This is a genomic window from Granulicella cerasi (assembly GCF_025685575.1).
Taxonomy (GTDB): domain Bacteria; phylum Acidobacteriota; class Terriglobia; order Terriglobales; family Acidobacteriaceae; genus Granulicella; species Granulicella cerasi.
This window is the reverse complement of record NZ_JAGSYD010000005.1, coordinates 1-19,471: the sequence shown is the minus strand read 5'-3', so window position 1 is coordinate 19,471 and position 19,471 is coordinate 1. Positions and strand designations below refer to the sequence as shown.

Genomic DNA, 19,471 nt, shown 5'->3' with positions numbered 1-19,471 from the left:
CGGGAAACGTATGGCGACGCAGGTGATTGGGGCTCCGATGCGGTATTTGGCGATGGCAACAGCGATGCTGGGAGCGGTGCTCCCGGTAGCGGCGCAGACGGTGCCGCAAGCGCGCGTAGGAGCGATCGACAATAGCCAGCGTGTGGCCGTGCAGGCCGCTTCACCGCGTTTGCGTTCGGCGCAGGTGACGGGCGCTGCCGCGAGTGACCGCGTGCTGCCGCACATGACGTTGCGGTTCAGCATGACGGATGCGCAGACCTCAGCGTTGAAGCAACTGCTCGCGAATCAGCAGAACCCGGCATCGGCGCAGTATCACCAGTGGCTTTCGCCAGAGGCGTTTGCTTCTCAGTTTGGTGCGGCTCCGACCGATCTTGCCAAGGCGCAGGCTTGGCTCAAGTCGCAGGGCTTCACCGTAACGAAGTCGGCGCGCGGCGGACAGTTCATTTCCTTCTCGGGCACGGTCTCGCAAGCTGAAGCCGCCTTCGGGACGACGATTTCGCAAGTGAAGACCCGCGGCGTTTCGCATATCGCGAACACCAGCGCAGTCTCGTTGCCGACGGCGTTGGCGGCGGCTGTCTCTTCCGTGGGTGGACTGGACGATTTTGTGGCACAGCCGCGTCGCGCGTTTGGAGCTCCGCAGGACGTGCTGAAGCCGCAGTACACCGCGGCCGGAACACACTATCTTGCTCCCGGCGATCTGTACACGATATACGACGTCTCAGGGCTGATCTCGGCGGGAACGAATGGTTCCGGGGTGACGATTGCTGTCGTTGGCCAGACGGAGATCTACCCCGCAGACATCGCGGCGTTTCGTACAGCGGCGGGGCTCACGGCCAATGCGGCGACGGTGCAGCTTTATGGCGTCGACCCCGGCTACAGCTCGACGAGCGATGTGAACGAGTCTGAGTCGGACATCGAATGGGCGGGCGCGATGGCACCCAGCGCGACGATCCTTTTCGTAACCGCGACCGATGTGTTGAACGGTTCGATCACGGAAGCGATCGACAACAACCTTGCACCGATCATCGCGAACAGCTACGGCACCTGCGAGGCTGATCTTGGCGTTTCGCAGTTGGCATATTACAACCAGCTCTTGCAGCAGGGCGCAGCCGAGGGCATCACGATTGTGTCGCCTGCGGGAGATTCTGGTGCGGCAGATTGTGATGCTGGCGTCACCACGGCCCAGTATGGTTTGGCGGTAGATTTCCCAGGATCTTCGCCCTACGTGACCGCCGTAGGTGGCACGGAGCTGAACGAAGGAAGCGGATCCTACTGGAGTAGCTCCAACGGGTCAGCGGCGGGTTCGCTTGTGAGCTATGTGCCTGAGGTCGTGTGGAACGACACCGCCAACGGTTCGACGCTTTCTGCGGGTGGCGGCGGCACGAGTGCGTACTTCTCGAAGCCTTCGTGGCAGGCGGGAACGATCTTCGGTGTCACCGTGTCGGCCGATGGTACTCGCGATGTTCCGGATCTCTCGCTCGCCGCTTCGGGGAGTCACGATCCGTATGTTTTCTGCAATCAGGGTGCGTGCACGAACGGCTTCCTGAATGCGTCGGGCACGCCGACCGTCACCGGAGGAACGAGCATCGCTTCGCCGGTCTTCGCGGGCATGATGGCGCTGGTGGTGCAGAAGCAGGGACGCGTGGGCGTAGCGAACAACCAGCTCTACGCGCTCGCCGCGAGCAGCTACGCTTCGGGCGTGTTCCACGACATCACCTCCGGGACGAATGCGGTGCCTTGCACAACGGGCACAACCAATTGCGCAAGCGGTGGCACGATCGGCTACACCGCAGCCACGGGCTACGATCTCGCGTCGGGCATTGGTTCTGTCGATGCCGGCAATCTGGTGAATGACTGGTCTCTGGTGACCCCGACGGCAACGGCGACGGCAGGCACGGCGAGCTCGCGCGTAGACGTGGCCGGTTCGGCAAGCACTGTGGCCGCCGGAACGAGCATCACGCTCACGGCGACGGTGAGCAGCGTATTTTCCAGCACGACAGCAACACCCACCGGAACGATGCAATTCGTCGTAGACGGGGCGGTCGTGGGAACGGGTTCGCTCTCCAATGGGATCGCCACGTATACGTTAGCGACTGCGGGATTCACCTCAGGTACGCATCTCGTACAGGCCTCCTACGGCGGTGACGCTACTTACGCGGGTTCGGTGGGCGCTTTCAGCATTACGGTGACAGCTGCGAGCACCAGCGGATTCAGCCTTACGCCGACAAAGAGCACCATCAATGTAAGCTCGGGTGCAACGTCGCAGGGCGTTGTCCTCACCGTGACGCCGGCGAATGGCTTTACGGGCACGGTCAACTTCACGCTGAGCTCAAGCAGCACCTTCGCGGGGCAACTGGTGCTGAGCAGCACTTCGGTGAACATTACCGGCACCGCACCGGTATCGACGACCCTGACTGTGCTGGCTTACACGGGCGGCCTGGCGCAGAGTAAGCTCGCCTCGTTCAGCACGCTCTACGGTATGGGCGCGTTGACGCTGTTGCTCCTGCCGTTCGCGATGCGCGGACGCGGTCGTGTCCGTTGGGTCTCTTGCGCTATGCTCGCTGCGTGCTTTGCGGCGAGCATGACGGGCTGCACGTCAGGCGCGACGACCCCGACCTCCATCGCTTCGAAGACGACGCCCACGCCCACAGGGACGTACTCCATCACCGTTTCGGCGACTGGCACCGTGAATGGAACTTCGGTGACGCGCAACTCGACGGTGAGCGTCGTAGTGCAGTAGGCAAATCTACGATTCGATGTTTGGCTGAGCCGTGCGCTTCTTCGGAGTGCGCGGCTTCGTCGTCTTCGCGGCAGTTTGCGGAGTGGGAGTCGGCACTTGACCCGAAGCGTCTCGCGAGCGCTCCATCAACCATTCCTGCGAGTTCAACGACGTCTTCACCCGCAACGGACGGATGTAGGTTCCGTCCGCTTGCATGAGGCGCGCCTTCGCGGTGTCACGCAGGTAGATCTCGAGGATGTCTTCGCGAAGCTGCTTCTTCAACGCAGGGTCGAGGATAGGGAAGACCGCCTCGCAGCGCTCGTAGAGGTTGCGCGACATCCAGTCCGCCGAACCGACATACACTTCGCTTTCGCCACCATTGTCGAACCAGAAGATGCGCGAGTGCTCGAGGAAGCGGCCAATGATGGAGCGCACGCGGATGCGCTCACTCATGCCGGGGACGCCGGGACGCAGCGCGCACATGCCGCGAATGATGAGGTCGATATCAACGCCTGCTTGTGATGCATCGTAGAGAGCTTCAATCGTCTTGAGGTCGAGCAGCGCGTTCATCTTGGCGATGATGCGTGCGGGCTTGCCTTCGCGGGCGTGCTGCGCTTCACGGCGGATCAACGCGAGAATGTCTTCCGCGAGCGTGACCGGTGCGACGAGCAGAGGACGATAGGTGTTGGTCGAACCTTGCCAGTCCGCCGTGAGGTAGCGGAAGACGTTACGAACCGCTTCGGTGATCTCGGTGCGTGCGGTGAGAAGACTGATGTCGGTGTAGAAGCGCGCGGTGATGGGGTTGTAATTGCCTGTGCCAAGATGCGCGTAGGAGCGGATGACTCCATCCGGATCGCGGCGCACAATGAGCGCGAGTTTGCAGTGCGTCTTGTAGCCAAAGATTCCGTGGAAGACTTGAACACCCGCGTTCTCGAGTTCGCGCGCCCATCGGATGTTGGAGGCTTCATCGAAGCGTGCCATCAGTTCGACGACGACCGTTACGTCGGTCTCGCGCGTCTGTGCAGCATCGACGAGTGCGCGAAAGATCGGTGAGTCCGCGCTGGTGCGATAAAGAGTCTGCTTGATCGAGATGACGTTGGGGTCGGTGATCGCCGACTCGATGAAGTTCTCCACCGTAGAGAAGCTATCGAACGGGTGGTGCAACATCATGTCGTTGTGGCGCAGGGACTCGAAGAGCGCTTCAGGGCCAGCGAGCTTCGGACGACGACCGTGGAACTCCGGAAACTTCAGTTCAGGCGCTTTGACGCGGGAGTAAATCTCCATGAAGCGCGTGAGGTTGATCGGCGCGTCGGTACGAAAAACCTGCCACTCATCGAGTTCGAAGTTGGTACGCAGCGCTTCGCAGATCTCTTCGTCGGCTGAGGCCGTGATCTCGAGACGCACCACATCGCCTTTGCGACGGTTGTGCAGTTCCTCGCGCACGCTCTCCAAAACCGAGCGGCTTTCTTCCTCTTCCATGTAGAGGTTGGAGTTGCGCGTGACGCGGAACGCCGCGCGATTCAGCACGCTATAACCGCGGAACATCGGTTCCACGTGCGCTTCGATGAGGTCATCGATGAGGAGGAAATTCTGTTGTCCTTTGCGCTCAGGCAGGGCTACCGTGCTCGGAAGCGAGCGAGGAATCGTCACGACGCCGATGGTCTTCATCGGTGCGCGTCCTACGGGCTTGCGCTTATGCCGTAGTAACAGCGCGATGCAAAGCGCCTTATTCAGTACACGCGGAAACGGGTGCGACGGGTCGATCGTGACGGGCGTGAGCAGGGGATCGATCTGCTCGTGAAAGTAGCGTGTCGCGAAGGCCTTCTCACTCGTCCTGAGGTCTTTCCAGCGGAGGATGTGGATGCCGTTCCGTGCGAGCTCTGGCTCCAGACGGTCCTTCCAAGAACGAGCCTGTTCGGCGGTAAAACGCTGGATGATGTCGGTGAGGCGCGCGAGTCTTTCGGTCGGGGTGAGCCCGCCTTCATCGCGTTTTTCGACATGACCGGCGTCTTCTTCCAGTTGCTGCAGCGTGCCGGCAACGCGGATTTCCATGAACTCGTCGAGGTTGGACGATGTGATCGCGAGGAACTTCAATCGCTCGAGCAGAGGATTGGTCGCGTCATCGACTTCCTCCAGCACGCGCGTGTTGAAGAGCATCCAGCTCTCGTCGCGGTTCACGAAACGACTGCTGGGTGCTGATGCCAGGCGCGACTCTTGCGCGCTCTTCTTGCCTTCGAGTTTTTCGTTTTTCGTAGCCACTGATCGTTGGATGTACAGGCTAACGCATAGGCTTGCTCAGTTTGATGAACATCTGCCTACGAACAGGTACTCACGATGGTGCCGTGGCTTAGTGTTGCCAGCTTTTGTAGACGAACTCCAGACTGTAGCCGTCGGGGTCAAGCACATTGGCGGCGTAGTAGCGCGGGTCATAGTGCAGCTTGGCCGAGGGCGGATCTTCATCGGTGGCACCTGCGGCCATCGCAGCCGCGTAGGCGGCATCCACCTCCTCCTTGCTGGAGGCGACGAACCCGATACGCAATGTGGGGCGGTAAGGAGAGCCTTCCTTCAGCCAGAAGAAGAGCTTTCCATTGGCTCCGAAGCCTTTGAGGTCGGGGTGTCCTGCGGGACCGTCTTTGCCGTCGTAATCATGCTTCTTCGTGATGCCGAGTGGCGCGAGCGCTGCCTTGTAGAAGGCGATGGAGCGTTCGAGATCCGTGACGGGGAGGATGATGTGATCGAGCAAGGGGGATCCTTTCAGGCGTGCGGGTTAGCGACTGGCCCAGCGCTTCGGCTTCTTGCGATATCCGCTGGGTGTGCTGCCGACCTCACGTTGGAAGCAGCGATTGAAGTTGGAGAGATTCTGGAAGCCGACCTCGTAGCAAATGGTGGAGATCGGCACGGTCGTTTCACGGAGTAAACGACAAGCGTTGACCAGGCGCATGGTGCAGACGGTCTCATTAAAGCCGCGGCCCAGGCTGCGTTTGAAGAAGCGCGAAAAGGTAGGCCCAGTCATGCCGACGAGTTGTGCAGCGTCGACCATGCGGAGTTCGCCATCAAGATGGCGTGTGATGTATTGGAGCACGCGATCGACGATAGGAAGCGTGGCGGCGTCGAGATGCGGCGCGAACCACTCGCTGGCAAGCACAGCGCAGTCGCGGGCGGGCGCGTTGGCGAGCAGTGAGAGCAGGCGCAGGAAATGGCTGAGGCGCTCAAGGCCTTGCGTGCTGCCGATGGCCATCAACTCTTTCGCGGCGAGGCGACGGCTTTCGCCGTGGAACTCCAGTCCACGAGAAGCGCGATCCAGCAGCGAGCGGAGTTCCGCGGCGTCGGGAAGAGCTTCGAGCGTGTGCAGCAGGAGTTCGCCGTCGAACTGCAGGACGGTATCGCGATCAATCTGCTTGGTGGTCTCGCTGCTGATCCAGTGATGCGGGAGATTGCTGCCGATGATAGCGAGGTGGCCTGAGCTGTAATCACCGAGGTAGTCGCCGACGAGCACGCGGCCTTCGCCTTGGGCGATCATGTGAATCTCAAATTCAGGGTGGTGGTTCCAGCGTGCCAGCGGGGAAGGGTAGTCGTGCTGGTGCCATTTGAGCGCGCTTTCGGCGCCGAGCAGCACTACCTCGCGGGATGAGGGCTGGCCTGTGAGGCGCATCGCGGTGATCGAGGAAGTGCCCTTGCTCACGCGCGTTTCTCCCTTCCGAAGCATGAAAAATAGTATCAGTTTGCCGCAAACCAGATAGTAGCCAACTCTATATTCACGTGCGTACTTTGTCCTCTGTTGGAGGGGTTATGAAGGCTCTGGTACTGGAAGCTACGAAGCAACTTTCACTGCGGGAAATCGATGTTCCGCAAGTAGTTGGACCGCATGATGTGAAGATCAAGATCGCTCGCGTGGGCGTTTGCGGCAGCGACGTTCACTATTATCTGCACGGCAAGATCGGGCCGTTTGTGGTGAAGGAACCGATGATTCTTGGCCATGAGGCCGCTGGCACCGTAGTGAGCGTTGGCTCAGCGGTTAAGCACCTGAAGCCAGGCGACCGCGTCTGCATGGAGCCGGGCATTCCCGATCCGAACTCGCGTGCGTCGCGCATGGGCTTCTACAACCTGGATCCCGCCGTGAGCTTCTGGGCTACGCCGCCGATACACGGTTGCCTCATGCCGGAGGTCGTTCATCCGGCTGCGTACACGTTCAAGCTGCCGGACAATGTTTCGTTCGGCGAAGCTGCGATGGTAGAACCGTTTGCTGTGGGGCTGCAGGCTGCGACGAAGGCGCATCTGAAACCTGGCGATACGGCGGTCGTGATTGGCGCAGGTCCGATCGGCATCATGGTGGCGCTGGCCGTTTTGGCTGGAGGCGCATCGCGTGTCATCGTGGCGGACATCGCTGACGCAAAGCTGCAGATCGCCGCGCAATACGAGGGCATCATTGCGGTGAACGTGCGCGAGACTTTGCTGCGCGATCGTGTGATGGAGTTGACCGATGGCTGGGGAGCGGATGTGCTGCTTGAGTGCTCGGGCAGCCCGAAGGCCTTCGAAACGCTGCTGGACAGCGTAGCCCCTGCGGGCAGGGTCGTGTTGGTGGGTATGCCGATTGAGCCAGTGCTGTTCGACGTGGTGAGCGCGCAGGCGCGTGAGGTCACCATCGAGACGGTCTTCCGCTACGCAAACGTCTATGACAAAGCCATCGCGTTGATCGCGTCCGGCAAGGTCGACTTGAAGCCTCTGATCTCGGAGCTCTTCAGCTTCGAGGAGAGCGTCGCTGCGTTTGAACGCGCCGCTGAAGCTCGTCCGACGGACATCAAGATCCAGATCGGATTTCCAGAACTCTAGCTCGTTTTTCAGTCGTCAGGATGTTTCCTTTGACCAACACTTCTCACAACCTCGATGCACGGCAGGAGCGCGTTTGGCTTGGTATGCCACTCGCGCTCGTGGCCGGCTATATCGCCATTGTCTTCTGCATGACGGGCGACGGTATTGAACAGGCATTTCTCTCGAAGTACCTCGTGGACCTTGGGTTCACGAAGGAACATGCTTCGCTCGTCTTCACGGTCTATGGACTGGCCGCGGCGATCTCGGCGTGGCTCTCAGGTGTGTTGGCGGAGATGTTCACACCACGCCGCGTGATGCTTTGTGGCATCACGTGGTGGCTCGTATTCCATGCATGCTTCCTGCACTTCGGGCTTGAGCGACTGAGCTTGCCGATGACGGCGCTCTGCTATGGCATTCGCGGCTTTGCGTACCCGCTGTTCTTCTATGGCTTCTTCGTGTGGGTGGTGCAGGTCGCGCCGCCCGCGCGACTCGCTTCGGCCATTGGCTGGGTGTGGGCGATGTTCACCGTCGGCTACGGAATCGTGGGATCGTATCTGCCATCGTTCACCGTGCCAAAGTTCGGATTCCTGCCGACGCTTTGGATGTCGATGGCCTGGGTGGCGGTGGGCGGCATCATCATTCTGTTTCTGCGGCCGAGCAAGCAGGTGGCTCCTGCCTCCACCAACAAGCTGGCCGAACTGAGCAAAGGCCTGACGCTGATCTTCGAGGACCGCAACATCGGTCTCGCGCTGATCACGCGCATCATCTGCAATCTCTCGCTCTTCGGTTTCCCAGTCATCATGCCGCTCTTCTACACGTCGAGCGAGGTTGGCTTCACGACGGAGCAGTGGATTCGCATCTGGGGTACCTTCTTTCTGATTCAGCCGATGTCGAACATCGTCTGGGGACTGATCGGCGACCGCATCGGCTGGATGCGGCAGATGCGTTGGGTCGGCTTCGTCGGCTGCGGCACGGCGACGCTGCTGTTCTACTTCCTGCCCGTGCACTTCCACAACAACACCCCCGTCGCGGTGATCGCGGCGCTCCTGTTCGCGCTTACGGTGACATCGTTTGTGCCCATGGGCGCGATCTTCCCGGTGATGGCTCCGAAGCACAAGGGCGCGGCGGTGTCTGTGCAGAACCTCGGTGGTGGTCTGGCGAACTTCTGCGGTCCGGCGCTGGCAACGATCCTGCTGCCGCATGGCGGCACGCGCTCGGTGGTGATCGCCTACGCGGTCCTGTACTTTGCCGCTGCGGTGCTGACGCTCTTCATTCGCGTCGATCAACCCCGGCACCTGCGAACAGCCGATCTGATCGAACACTAGACCGTCGGCATGGCGGAACCGCGCATCTTCGGGTGCGCGGTTTTCTTTTGGCAAGGGATAAAACAGAAACGGTGCGGAGGCAAAGCCTCAACACCGTGGGGTCTATCTTCTTCATACGCACACTACTTGAGAGTAGTGGCGGGGACGACGGGGCTCGAACCCGCGACCTCTGCCGTGACAGAACCTGAATAGTCATGGAATCAGAGAGTTAGGTGTCAAAAAATGGACGTTTTGGGAGCTTTTAGAGCCTATAGAGCCATAAAAGTTCACGTTTTGTACATGCGTTTAGCTTTTGCCCAACAGAGGCAGAGGTCGTCCACAGGCGCATCAACGTCCACGTTTCACTAGCTGCACTCGGCGGGCTGACACCATGCTTCAGTGCAATTTTCGAGACCATTAGTTTTCTAAATCCACACCCAGTTTTCGCTTGATATTCGCTTTATGGCGAATGACCCAAACAACATTGGAGCCGGATGGAGCCTTGAGGCTTTTCAGTCCTCGCCTATCCCCACGGAGAGCAACGAAGGAAGTCCATCGAAGATGCACGCCGTGGTCTTCCTCCGGTCACGTATCGAGTCCAAATCCGGTACGAACGCCTGTTCGATTCGTGGCGACGGACCTTCCACGATGGGACTCAAGTCCTCTATGAATGCAAGGTAGAACACGACCATCAGCTAGAAGGTCTGATCCGACGAGGTCGTGGGATGACTTGTCTAGAGGATCGTGAGTCCGTTGAACGCGGGATGAGACAGGGGGATGGGAGTTGTGTTCCTGAAACTGGATAGCGACCAGATGGTGAGGCTCTGTGAGCCGAGGTGAACCTCTACTCATTCTCCGATAGGTAGTTTGACTATCGATGGATAGCCTGTATACTCGCACACAACCACTCAGGAGAACCACCCCTTGCGACTGTTGAGATTCCTCGTCGTTGCGCTTTTCTGCACTTCTTCATCGGCGATGCTTCCGCGCAGGTAGCGACTGGCACCTACGCTTATGGAGCCTTCCAGTCGCTAGGCGCGGATACCGTCAACGTCGGCAATTTGAATGTGCACCTGAGTGTTCCGGTATTGTCCAAGCCCGGTCGCGGGATGAACTTCGATTACGCGCTGGCTTTCGATAGCTCGGTTTGGATGCAGTCTTCGACCAGCGGAACATCGACTTGGTCACCTGTAAGCCAGACGTGGGGATGGCAGGAAGATACGACAAGTACCATTGGGTATCTTTCGCACGACACCAATAATACGACCCAGACTATGACCGTTGTCGGAGAGACTGGCCGCCAAACGACGGTCACATGCAGAATTACTAACTACTCTAATTGGGTGTATAAAGATAAATTTGGTGCGAGGCACGCTTTTCCCAACAATGATGTTGTGGTCACAGGGAATGCGGACTACTGTCCTACGAACTCCGGCGAGGATACAGAGCCAGCGTCTGACGGTTCGGGCTATGTCCTCACAACAGCTCTAGCTCACGGCACAATCGTCAGTCCGAGTGGTGTGACATTTCATCCGACCTCGACGGGTACTGATGGCGGCACCATCACAGATGGCAACGGTAACCAGATTACGATTGATACGGCAGGCCATTTCACCGACACGACCGGTGCGATTGCTTTGACTGTAAGCGGTGTGGCTCCTTCGGCAACCAACTTCACTTACACCGATACGACTGGCAACTCTCAATCTGTCGTCATGAGTTACGCCACGCGTACGGTTCAGACGGCGTTCGGCTGCTCTGGAGTCGCAGAATATCCAGCGACTTCTCAATCGCTTGTAGACCGTATTACGTTCCCTGACGGCAGCTATTACGCGTTCACGTATGAATCGACGCCTGGAAACGCTTCAAACACCACCGGGCGTGTCGCCTCGATCAAGCTGCCTACGGGCGGCACGATCCAGTATGCCTACACTGGCAGCAACTACGGCATCAACTGTACCGACGGCAGCGCGGCGGGGCTGACACGGACGACTACAGGCGTATCCAGTTCGGCGGCATCCTCGGTGTCCTACACGCGTACGTCTGCGGGAACAAACCTTACTCACACCGATGTGAACGATGGAACTTACCTCACCGCCTATGACTTCGTAGACCCGAAGATGCCTGACGGGACGTACCGTAGTTATGACTATGTAACGCAGGTGCTGAGCTACAACTCGACGACCGCTGGGACCGCAATCCGCTCAACACAAATCTGCTATGCGGTTACATCAAGCTCCTGTGTTGCTTCAGCGATCACAGCTCCGGTCATCTACACCCACCAGACCGATGGATATGACGGAGTGGCGTACAAAGCCTTAGACATGACATACGACACAAGATCAGGTCTGTATTCCTCGCAGACCTTCTCTGCATTCGGAGCATCCAGTTCGGGTGCTGCAATGGCTATCGAAGAACGAAAAGTTGGTGTTCTAGGCGGCACACCGCTCATCACTATCGATTGCTGGAGCACGACACACGGTTGCGTCGACTCTTCGAACGCTGTCTCAAGCTTTTCTATGACGGCCTATGGTTATGACGAAACTACGGCTAGCCCGACATCCGGGCTTCCGTCTCACACCACAGCGCCAACAACCCTACCGGGTAATCTGACCTCCGTTTACAGCTATGCGGACAGTGCCACCTCGTACCACACGACGTACAAACATGATGATGCTGGTGTCATAACCTCGTCGACTGACCCGATCAACGGCACGACGACGTATACACACGACGCCACCGATACCTATATCCAGAATGTGCAGATGCCCACGCCTTCCAGCGGTGTCGCCCTTTCCACTGGAGCGACCTATGACGCCACGTATACCGGTATTCAGACGAAGAGTACGGATGCGAACAATCAATCGGTCGCGATTACAGGTTTCGACAGTATGTTGAGGCCGACCGGCTACTCATTCCCAACAGAGCTGAATGGTGCAGTAGGCACCGCCAATGCCACGTTGATTCATACGGTGAATAAGACGATTCAGACGCGCCCGATGGTGCAAGGCACTGAGACCACTGAAAGTTTCTACGACGCATACGGTCGCTTGAATCGCACGGCGGTTGAGAAGTCAAGCTCGAATTGGTATTTGCAAGATACTTGCTACGACGGCAATGGACGCGTTTCGTTCCAGAGCAACAGATACGAGGGCAATCCTGACTCCGCTTCTCAAAACTGCAACACGAACGGCGTTGCTTACTCCTATGACGCAGTAGGTCGCCTTCTTAGTGTCCGAACCTCTGATCCGATTCCCGTCACTCACGTTTACAAGGGGCAAACAGAGAAGGTAAGCGACCAGAATGGTGTCACCAAAATGTACAAGCGGGATGGCATGGGACGGCTCGTCGCGGTTTGTGAAGTTTCAAGCGTCACACTAGCAAACAACGACGCTCCTGTTGATTGCGGAATGGACATCGCTGGAACGGGCTTCCTGACCACCTATGCCTACGACCTGATGAATCATAAGACAACAGTGACACAGGGAAGCCAGCAGCGTGTATTCATCACTGACGGTCTTGGCCGCACAACAAGCGTGACGGAGCCGGAGTCGGGTACGACGACCTATAGCTATAGCTCGAACTCCACCGGCCTTATTGTGACGCGCGTGAAGCCAAAGGCGAATCAGAGCAGTGCTTCCGTCACGACGACGACGACGACTCAATACGATAAGGCTTCGCGCGTCATCTCGATCAGCTATGACGATGGCACTCCAACCAAGTACTTCAACTACGATCAAGCTTCGGTGAATGGAACGAGCCTTGGCTCCTACAAGGGGCAGTTGACCTCGTTCTCGAATGGAGGAGCCACAACCTACTACGGTTACGATGCTGGTGGTCGTGTACGTCTCTCGATGAACTGCGCGGTATCAGACTGCACCAGTGGTTTGGTCACGCAGCAGGGATTCACATATGACCAGATTGGCAATCTGCTGACCGCATCGGATGGAGCGGGGCGCACGAGCGGCTACGGTTATGACATCGCGTCCGAACCGACAAGCCTCACAAGCACTCTTGGCAATACAGCCACCACGCTCGTCACTGGTGCAACATACGGAGTGGGTGGCTTGGCCTCTGCGTCTTACGACAACGGTTTGAATGCCGTCAACACGTATGACTTGCTGAATCGTTTGAATGCGAGTTGGATTTGCTCCGGTTCATCGAGCACGAACTGCTCCGGTGGGATTACCCTATATGGGATGTCCGCAACGTGGTCAGGCCAGCGCATGACCAGCGGTTGGGACTCGGTATTGAATCAGTCCATGAACTACGGCTATGACGACTTCAACCGTCTGACAATGAAGACCGTGACCGCAGGTGCATCGCAGAACTTCACCTATGGATACGACCGCTACGGCAACCGTCTGAGCCAGACCTCTTCGACGGGTGATCCCTCTGTCGCAGCTACGTTCAACCCCAACAACCAGATTTCTACACTAGCAAGTTCAACTCGTTCAGCTAGTGGATTGTCATACTCGTACGATGCAGCCGGAAACATGACCTCGGATGGTCTTTACACCTATACGTATGACGCTGAAGGCAATGTCATATCGGTTGGAGGCTTCGCGTCCTCGACGAGCACGTTCGATGCGCTGAATCGGCGTGTAGCCATTACGAGTTCTGGCAGCACGAGCCAGTATTTGTTCAATCCTGCTGGTAGCCGTGTGGCGACCCTCGATACATCGGGTATCGTGCAGAGCGAACAGGTATATTTCAATGGTGCGCAGCTTGGGTACTACTACAGTGGCAACTTTCACTACCGTCATCAGGATCATTTAGGAACGTCCCGTCTCCAGACGTCTGCGAATGGCACGGTCGAGGACTCGTACTCATCTCTGCCATTCGGGGATGGCACTAGCGCACCGATAAACACCGCTAACGACTCTGCTCATTACACCGGCCTTGACGTCAACAACGATGGAACTGTTCACGCAATGTTCCGCGACTACTCGCCGTTGTCGGGAACGTGGTTGAGCCCCGATCCGTATGCGGGAAGCTATGATGTGAGCAACCCGCAAAGTTTGAATCGGTATGCATATGTCTCAAATAACCCGATGTCATTCATTGATCCGCTAGGTTTTGTCGGAAATTTTTATGATCAGAATGGCTGTTATCACTACTACACGCAAGTCGGCACTGCACAGGAAGCGGACGGATCAACGGCAATGCAGATGGGATGGGTAACCGACTGTTCCGTTGGATCTTTCAGCACGGGTAACGTACCCTACTCTCCCGGAGCTGGCTATAACGCCGTAGGGGCCGGCGGTGGTGCCCCAAGTAACCCACAGCAGAACAAAGGTATCTGTGGAGGGACGTTCTACTTCTCCGGAGCGGAAGGCGACATCGGTGCTGGCGGCGCGATGGGTGGCGTGATCACTGAACAAGATTCTCAAGAAGGCCGCTCCGCCGGTGCGATTGGGGAAGGCTGGGTCGGGGAGGGTCTATCCGCCGGAGCCGGAGCGACAAAAACCCTACTTGGCGCGAATCGAGGCGAAAGCCTGTTCCAGGGCATGTTTCTTTTCATAGGAGGCAACATAAGCGCCGGACCGTTCGCAGGTTTTCAGGCTGGCTTTGTTGGGGGCAATAGTTGGGCTGGCGGCTATTTTGAAGGCCACATCGGATCATGGGCATTTGGACACGGTGCATACGTGAGAAATAATTGCAAGGTAGGTGGATAGATGGGAGGACCTCTCGGGAGCGACTATATCGGGAACTGGGGTGCTGCTCTCGGTGCGGTCATCCTGCTTTGCGCGTCGGTGAGGGCTGGTATGTACGCCTACAAAGGCTTTACTGGCGTCAAACAGCCTCACTCATCAGCGAAAGCTGTCGTCGTTTGCATAGCCACATTTCTACTCTTCCTATACTTCATTGCGGCAATCTGGGCACATCGCTGATGATGCTGTTGAGTGGCATTGCAGGTGAGCTAGATCATCCCGTTGTTGCCCCAAATAACGGGAATCAAAATCCTCCAAAGGATTTCTGGAAAGCCGTCAAGTCCTGTGTAGCGGGTTCGGCTCCTAGTGCAGCCGCTGGAGGAGCTGCGGTAGCGGCAGGAACAAATGCTCTCTCTACCGCTGGCAAGTTTGCAGGTATGACTCCAGGGACGTCTTTGGCATCATCGTTCTTCCGAGCCGTTTTACCTCAGTCGATCGAGGCGACGTGGGCTCCTACTTTGATGAACCCGCTTGCCACTTCAGGCGTTCTAGGCGGCGTGGTTGGACGGTGGGTGCCAATCCTCGGTGAGGCGACACTGATCTACAGCGCAAACAAGTACCTGAACTGCGTAGCAGATAACGGGGACGACTTCTGGTAGGAGACCGGGAAGATGACGACAGAACAAGAAGTGATCGCCTTGGTAGCCAAGAAGACCGGCAGACCAGAAAGCAGCATAACACCGGAGAAGACCTTCTATCAGCTTGGGATAGACGGGGATGATGCGGTCGAGCTGATCGGCGAACTGTGCAGGAGGTATAGAGTTCCGGCGGAAAAGATCAACCTGAACAGGTATATCGGTCCTGAAGGGGGCGGCCTTTTCAACCATATCCTCTATGCCTTCAGCAGCAAAAAACGAAGTACAGAAGAACGCCGGGAGTTGCGGATCGGGGACCTGATCCAGTCGGCTATCAATGGGCGCTGGTTCGACCAACCGGCATAGAAGTGTCATATCAGGGCCGCTCCGAAGAGTGGCCTCGTTATGCTCGGCTGGGAAGGAAGCCCAATGAATTTTTCTGAGATCGCGAACCGTCTGACAAGTATCTCGACGCCGGTGGGTGGGGTGTCGTGGCAGCCTGCCATGCTGGAGATCGCGGGAGCACGCCGGGTGGTGGCGTTCCTGGATTATTGCCGGTTGACGTTAAAATCAACGCCATGAACATCTCCTCCACCCTCCTCAAGCAGCTCGACACAGAAATCGCCCGTCTACAGGCCGAGGTCGCTCGCCTTCAATCAGCGCGTGACCTCATCTCAGGCGGCGAAGCCACGGCACCTAAGCGTGGACGTGGCCGTCCGAAGGGCAGCGTTAACGCGGTGATTGCACCTATCGCGACGAGGCGAAAGAAACGTAAGCCAATGAGTGAAGAGGCTCGTGCCAAGATCGCAGCGGCGCAAAAGAAACGCTGGGCTGCGGCTGCGAAGAAGGCTGAGAAGTAGGGCATGGACGCGCCATCAGCATTGAACTTCATTCCCAACTGGCTCCAGACGTTAATCGCGGCTGGAGCTGGTGCTTTTCTAGCGTCTTACTTGAAGCGTAAGGGCGAGAACATCGCCGTACGTGAAGAGCTGGAGGAGTTGGTCAAGCAGGTGAAGGCCACCACTGAAGCGACCAAAGCTATTGAGGCTCGCATCGGTGATGAGTTCTGGAATAAGCAGCGGATGTGGGAGATGAAGAGGGATGCTCTGGTTGAATCTTTCTCAGATGTTGCAGCAATAGATGACGCGTTCATGGCGTATATAGGTAGCTTGCAACTCAAGAATGAAGCCGCAGCATTTGAATTCGCACAGAAGCTTGTTGATACATTGGAGGGAAGCTTCGTGACAAGGGCTAAAGCTAACCTTCTCTGCGGGAATGAAATTAACATTGCCCTTCTTGAGTTCATGAAGCAGGTTACAACTGCTAAGAGGCTGTTTGACAATGGAACCCTAACCCAGACACGCCATGTGCCCGCATCACTGTATGCCGCCTTAAGGCGTGTCGAAGAGGTGATAAGGGTTGAGCTTGGATTCGAAAGCTAATAATGAAAGCCCCTCCACCATACAGGCAGAGGGGCTTCTTCATTTCATGTTCATTGTTCTAGTGTTTATAGACCCAAAGGATGCCAGCGACTACACCACCGACAACAGCGATGAATGTGCTGAGCAGTCCAAGGGTTGTCATCAAGGCTCGACCGCCGCTAATCGCGGACTTCGATTGCTCACCGATGCTCTTCAGGTCAGCGACCGTGTCCTTGATCTGCTTTACGTCACCCTTCAACTCTTCAACGCCGAGCTGGGTTTGAAGTTGGCTCTTGGTCATCGCCGCGAGCTTGCCGTTCTCACCTGTGCCATCACCTATCAAGGCTTGCATTCGGACATCAAGTGCATCGATGCGGGATTTGTTCCCGATGGCTAGGTCATTCGCCGATTGAGCGAGGTTGGCGACTCGATGTCGGTCAGCGCGGTCTTCCTTGAGAGCATCGATTGATCCCTTCAAATGTTTGGCGATGGTCGTTGAAACGGCGGTCATCAAGTCTTGAAGGGACTCGCTATGGGTGATGGGTGTGTTCATTCTGTTCCTGCTTTACGGGTGATGTGAATAGAGCCGCTTCAGCAGCTCGCCTTTTAACGAGTCCTTCGAGTACCTTGCCACCAGCCTTCGTCCATTTGCTGAACTCAAGCGCGGCCTCGGCAAACTTGCCCTCATTGACCAACTCACGAAGAGTTGAGTGGAGGAAGCTGCCGATGCCTTCGTTGAAAGCGAAGTCCAGTAGGGCATCGAACTGGTTCTGTGTGAGAACAACGCGGACGCCGATGTTGACCGCGTGTTCGGCGGTAGCCATATCGACACGAAGGCGTTCATCAGCCTGCTGCTGCGTGATGACCTGGCGCGGTTTCACGTTCGTTGTTGATCCGTAGCCAATCGTCCATACGCCTGTGGAGTCCTGATAGGCACGCAGACGCAGTCCTTCGAAGCTCTTCGTTAGCCGAAGGCCTGTTTCACTGATTTGCATATCGATTATCCCTGAACGTAGATTTCGTAGGGGCTCAAGAACGCAGTCGCTGGTTCGTACGTTGTGCCGCCTGAAGCGATACCTGATCCACCGGAGCCGGGGCTGGGTGTCACAGGTTCAGGACCAGAACTCGAGTCAAGGTTCACAGCGGAGTAAGCCCAGACGTATACGCTGATGGTGTTAAGCGGTGTATTGGCCGGGATCGTCACCGTGAAGGCTTGCTGCGCGAACGTCGCTGTCTCATTGATGACCGTGGCGGTAGTACTGCCGTAGGTGATCGTCGCACCGACGGTTCCACCATCTCCAACAATCCTTCCAGAGGCGTTGATGGTGAGCGTCGAAGCAGATGAAAGAGCGATGTTTGGGAACCCTTGGAAGGTTCCTTCGCCTGTCGTCCACGTCGTTGAAGTGGTGGCACCAGAGACATACGCATATGTCGAGAGGTCACCGTCAAACGCCTGACCCGGATTGGTGGTTGAACGTGTGCCGGTGTCACTGAAGGAAGACGGGTAATACAAAGCGGAGCCGCTTGTTCCTGTGCTCGATACGTAGGGAGTGATGATTGAGTCAACGAGGAAATATCCAAGTTTCCCTTGGAAATCAACCTTGTTGGTTGTGGTTATCGGTGTGACATTGCCACCGACATAACTCTGATCGACGTAGTACACGTAGTAAAGGGTCTGCTGTTTGAGCGCGGCACCCGAACCACCAACCGTTCCATCGGTTGTGATCGTGACCTCGCCAGCGGGAAAGATGGAGAGTGAGAGCTGTCCTACGTTCGCGTTGAAAGGCATACACACAATCGCCGCTGTGTCATTGGGGTACGCTTCCCCGACGAGCGAGCCGATGCCAAAGCCGTCCTGCGTCTGAGTTGCTAACACCAATCCAGCCGTGAACCCGTCGAGTTCCACCCATACGGACTGAGCACCTGAACGCACCGACCGTATACGCACGTCATAGGTCTGACCAGACACCGCAGGGATGTAGGCGACGTTCGATGCAACGGAGACCGTGCCACCATCGTTCCATGTCGTTGCGCCTGTGAGCTGCCATTGCACTTCGATACCGGTGACGCGGACGTCAGCCGGTGTATCCCATGTCAACTCGATCCTAGGGATCACGGTGCCATCAGGTTGAACCAATGCAGTCGCTGAAGATGAGGTCAGAACGAGGTTCGTTGGTGGTGAGGTGACACCACTGCCAGCAATTGGTGAGACTTCGACGTTGTGGAGGTTCAGCTCGTCGGTTGCGTTCCACACGTAGACGCTCGGGTCGGTCTCTTGCACGGACAATGCAACCTGAATTTGCGGAGCACCGCCGTCGCCGTTCACGATACTGACATCCATCTTCGTTACTTCGAGCAGCTTGNGTGTTCCGCTTCCTTGCTGACGATTGCGCAGCAGCGAGATCTTCGCGACACGTTGGGCTTGAGCCACGCTGAGAACGCTCGAAAGGTCGAGCGTCTGAACCAACTCGACGTTGTTGTCTTCGGCTAAATACTGGTCGGCTGCGTAGCCGTGATTCGTGTCACATGCAAACGCCGGATAGGAACAGGGTTGGAACCCAAGGTTGAAGTTGTCTTGAGTCAGCGTTGTGTTGTCGTAGCCATTACCACTGACGTTGTAGGGATAGGACGCAGCGATATATGTACCTTGAACGCGGTTGCACTTGTCCCTGAATTTGCGTTGCGATGACCAGTCAGGTGCGGCGATGAGCTGAGAAGAATCGAACGAAGCGGATGACCCAACGAACGTACCGGGGAATAAGAACCATTCGCCATCGATGTAGGACATGCGACCGGCAGCACCGTTGAGGATGTCGCTGAGAACTTCACCGATACTCTTGTCGAGCGTCCATGTGTAGTTGCACGAGTATCGCGACTCATAGACCGTCGTATATGTTCCGTTGGTCGCTACGAGTTCATCGCAAATGTT

At 57.1% G+C, this 19,471-nt stretch carries 12 protein-coding genes; 7 read left to right on the top strand and 5 right to left on the bottom strand.

What is annotated here, in order from left to right:
- Positions 1-10 precede the first annotated feature (10 nt).
- Entirely contained in the window at positions 11-2,740 is a 2,730-nt protein-coding gene (locus OHL11_RS15260; RefSeq protein ID WP_263372398.1) for a protease pro-enzyme activation domain-containing protein, read from the top strand.
- Between the two features lie 6 nt (positions 2,741-2,746).
- Here the strand turns inward: OHL11_RS15260 and ppk1 are convergent, their stop codons facing one another.
- The 3 genes from ppk1 to OHL11_RS15245 form a co-directional block, all read right to left on the bottom strand.
- Positions 2,747-4,978, bottom strand: coding sequence for a polyphosphate kinase 1 (gene ppk1 / locus OHL11_RS15255; RefSeq protein WP_263372397.1), 2,232 nt, complete (start codon positions 4,976-4,978; stop codon positions 2,747-2,749).
- Between the two features lie 88 nt (positions 4,979-5,066).
- On the bottom strand, positions 5,067-5,462 hold the full coding sequence (locus OHL11_RS15250; protein WP_263372396.1) for a VOC family protein: 396 nt from the start codon (positions 5,460-5,462) through the stop codon (positions 5,067-5,069).
- A 24-nt stretch (positions 5,463-5,486) separates the two neighbouring features.
- Positions 5,487-6,401 (bottom strand): AraC family transcriptional regulator, encoded by a 915-nt coding sequence (locus tag OHL11_RS15245; protein ID WP_263372395.1) that lies wholly within the window; start codon positions 6,399-6,401, stop codon positions 5,487-5,489.
- Between the two features lie 107 nt (positions 6,402-6,508).
- Between OHL11_RS15245 and OHL11_RS15240 the strand changes: the two genes are divergently transcribed.
- The 6 genes from OHL11_RS15240 (at position 6,509) to OHL11_RS15215 (ending at position 16,563) form a co-directional block, all read left to right on the top strand.
- Complete coding sequence (locus tag OHL11_RS15240; protein WP_263372394.1) at positions 6,509-7,549, top strand: NAD(P)-dependent alcohol dehydrogenase; 1,041 nt, start codon at positions 6,509-6,511, stop codon at positions 7,547-7,549.
- 29 nt (positions 7,550-7,578) lie between these two features.
- Positions 7,579-8,853 (top strand): MFS transporter, encoded by a 1,275-nt coding sequence (locus OHL11_RS15235; protein ID WP_263372393.1) that lies wholly within the window; start codon positions 7,579-7,581, stop codon positions 8,851-8,853.
- A 1,088-nt stretch (positions 8,854-9,941) separates the two neighbouring features.
- Positions 9,942-14,510 (top strand): RHS repeat domain-containing protein, encoded by a 4,569-nt coding sequence (locus OHL11_RS15230; protein WP_263372392.1) that lies wholly within the window; start codon positions 9,942-9,944, stop codon positions 14,508-14,510.
- 647 nt (positions 14,511-15,157) lie between these two features.
- Positions 15,158-15,487 (top strand): DUF1493 family protein, encoded by a 330-nt coding sequence (locus OHL11_RS15225; RefSeq protein WP_263372391.1) that lies wholly within the window; start codon positions 15,158-15,160, stop codon positions 15,485-15,487.
- Between the two features lie 185 nt (positions 15,488-15,672).
- A complete protein-coding gene (locus OHL11_RS15220; RefSeq protein ID WP_263372390.1) occupies positions 15,673-15,981 on the top strand; it encodes a hypothetical protein in 309 nt (102 codons plus the stop codon).
- A 3-nt stretch (positions 15,982-15,984) separates the two neighbouring features.
- Complete coding sequence (locus OHL11_RS15215; RefSeq protein ID WP_263372389.1) at positions 15,985-16,563, top strand: hypothetical protein; 579 nt, start codon at positions 15,985-15,987, stop codon at positions 16,561-16,563.
- A 58-nt stretch (positions 16,564-16,621) separates the two neighbouring features.
- On the opposite strand, the gene OHL11_RS15210 is transcribed toward OHL11_RS15215, so the two are convergent.
- Both OHL11_RS15210 and OHL11_RS15205 read right to left on the bottom strand, forming a co-directional pair.
- A complete protein-coding gene (locus tag OHL11_RS15210) occupies positions 16,622-17,095 on the bottom strand; it encodes a hypothetical protein (RefSeq protein WP_263372388.1) in 474 nt (157 codons plus the stop codon).
- Entirely contained in the window at positions 17,073-17,537 is a 465-nt protein-coding gene (locus tag OHL11_RS15205) for a lysozyme (RefSeq protein WP_263372387.1), read from the bottom strand. The genes OHL11_RS15210 and OHL11_RS15205 overlap by 23 nt, the downstream gene beginning before the upstream one ends.
- Positions 17,538-19,471 lie beyond the last annotated feature (1,934 nt).

Excerpts from the sequence above, each read along its gene's own strand:
- OHL11_RS15230 (WP_263372392.1), top strand. The coding sequence starts at position 9,942 with ATGAACTTCGATTACGCGCTGGCTTTCGATAGCTCGGTTTGGATGCAG.
- OHL11_RS15225 (WP_263372391.1), top strand. The coding sequence starts at position 15,158 with ATGACGACAGAACAAGAAGTGATCGCCTTGGTAGCCAAGAAGACCGGC.
- OHL11_RS15260 (WP_263372398.1), top strand. The coding sequence starts at position 11 with ATGGCGACGCAGGTGATTGGGGCTCCGATGCGGTATTTGGCGATGGCA.
- OHL11_RS15205 (WP_263372387.1), bottom strand. The coding sequence starts at position 17,537 with ATGCAAATCAGTGAAACAGGCCTTCGGCTAACGAAGAGCTTCGAAGGA.
- OHL11_RS15210 (WP_263372388.1), bottom strand. The coding sequence starts at position 17,095 with ATGAACACACCCATCACCCATAGCGAGTCCCTTCAAGACTTGATGACC.
- OHL11_RS15240 (WP_263372394.1), top strand. The coding sequence starts at position 6,509 with ATGAAGGCTCTGGTACTGGAAGCTACGAAGCAACTTTCACTGCGGGAA.
- OHL11_RS15215 (WP_263372389.1), top strand. The coding sequence starts at position 15,985 with ATGGACGCGCCATCAGCATTGAACTTCATTCCCAACTGGCTCCAGACG.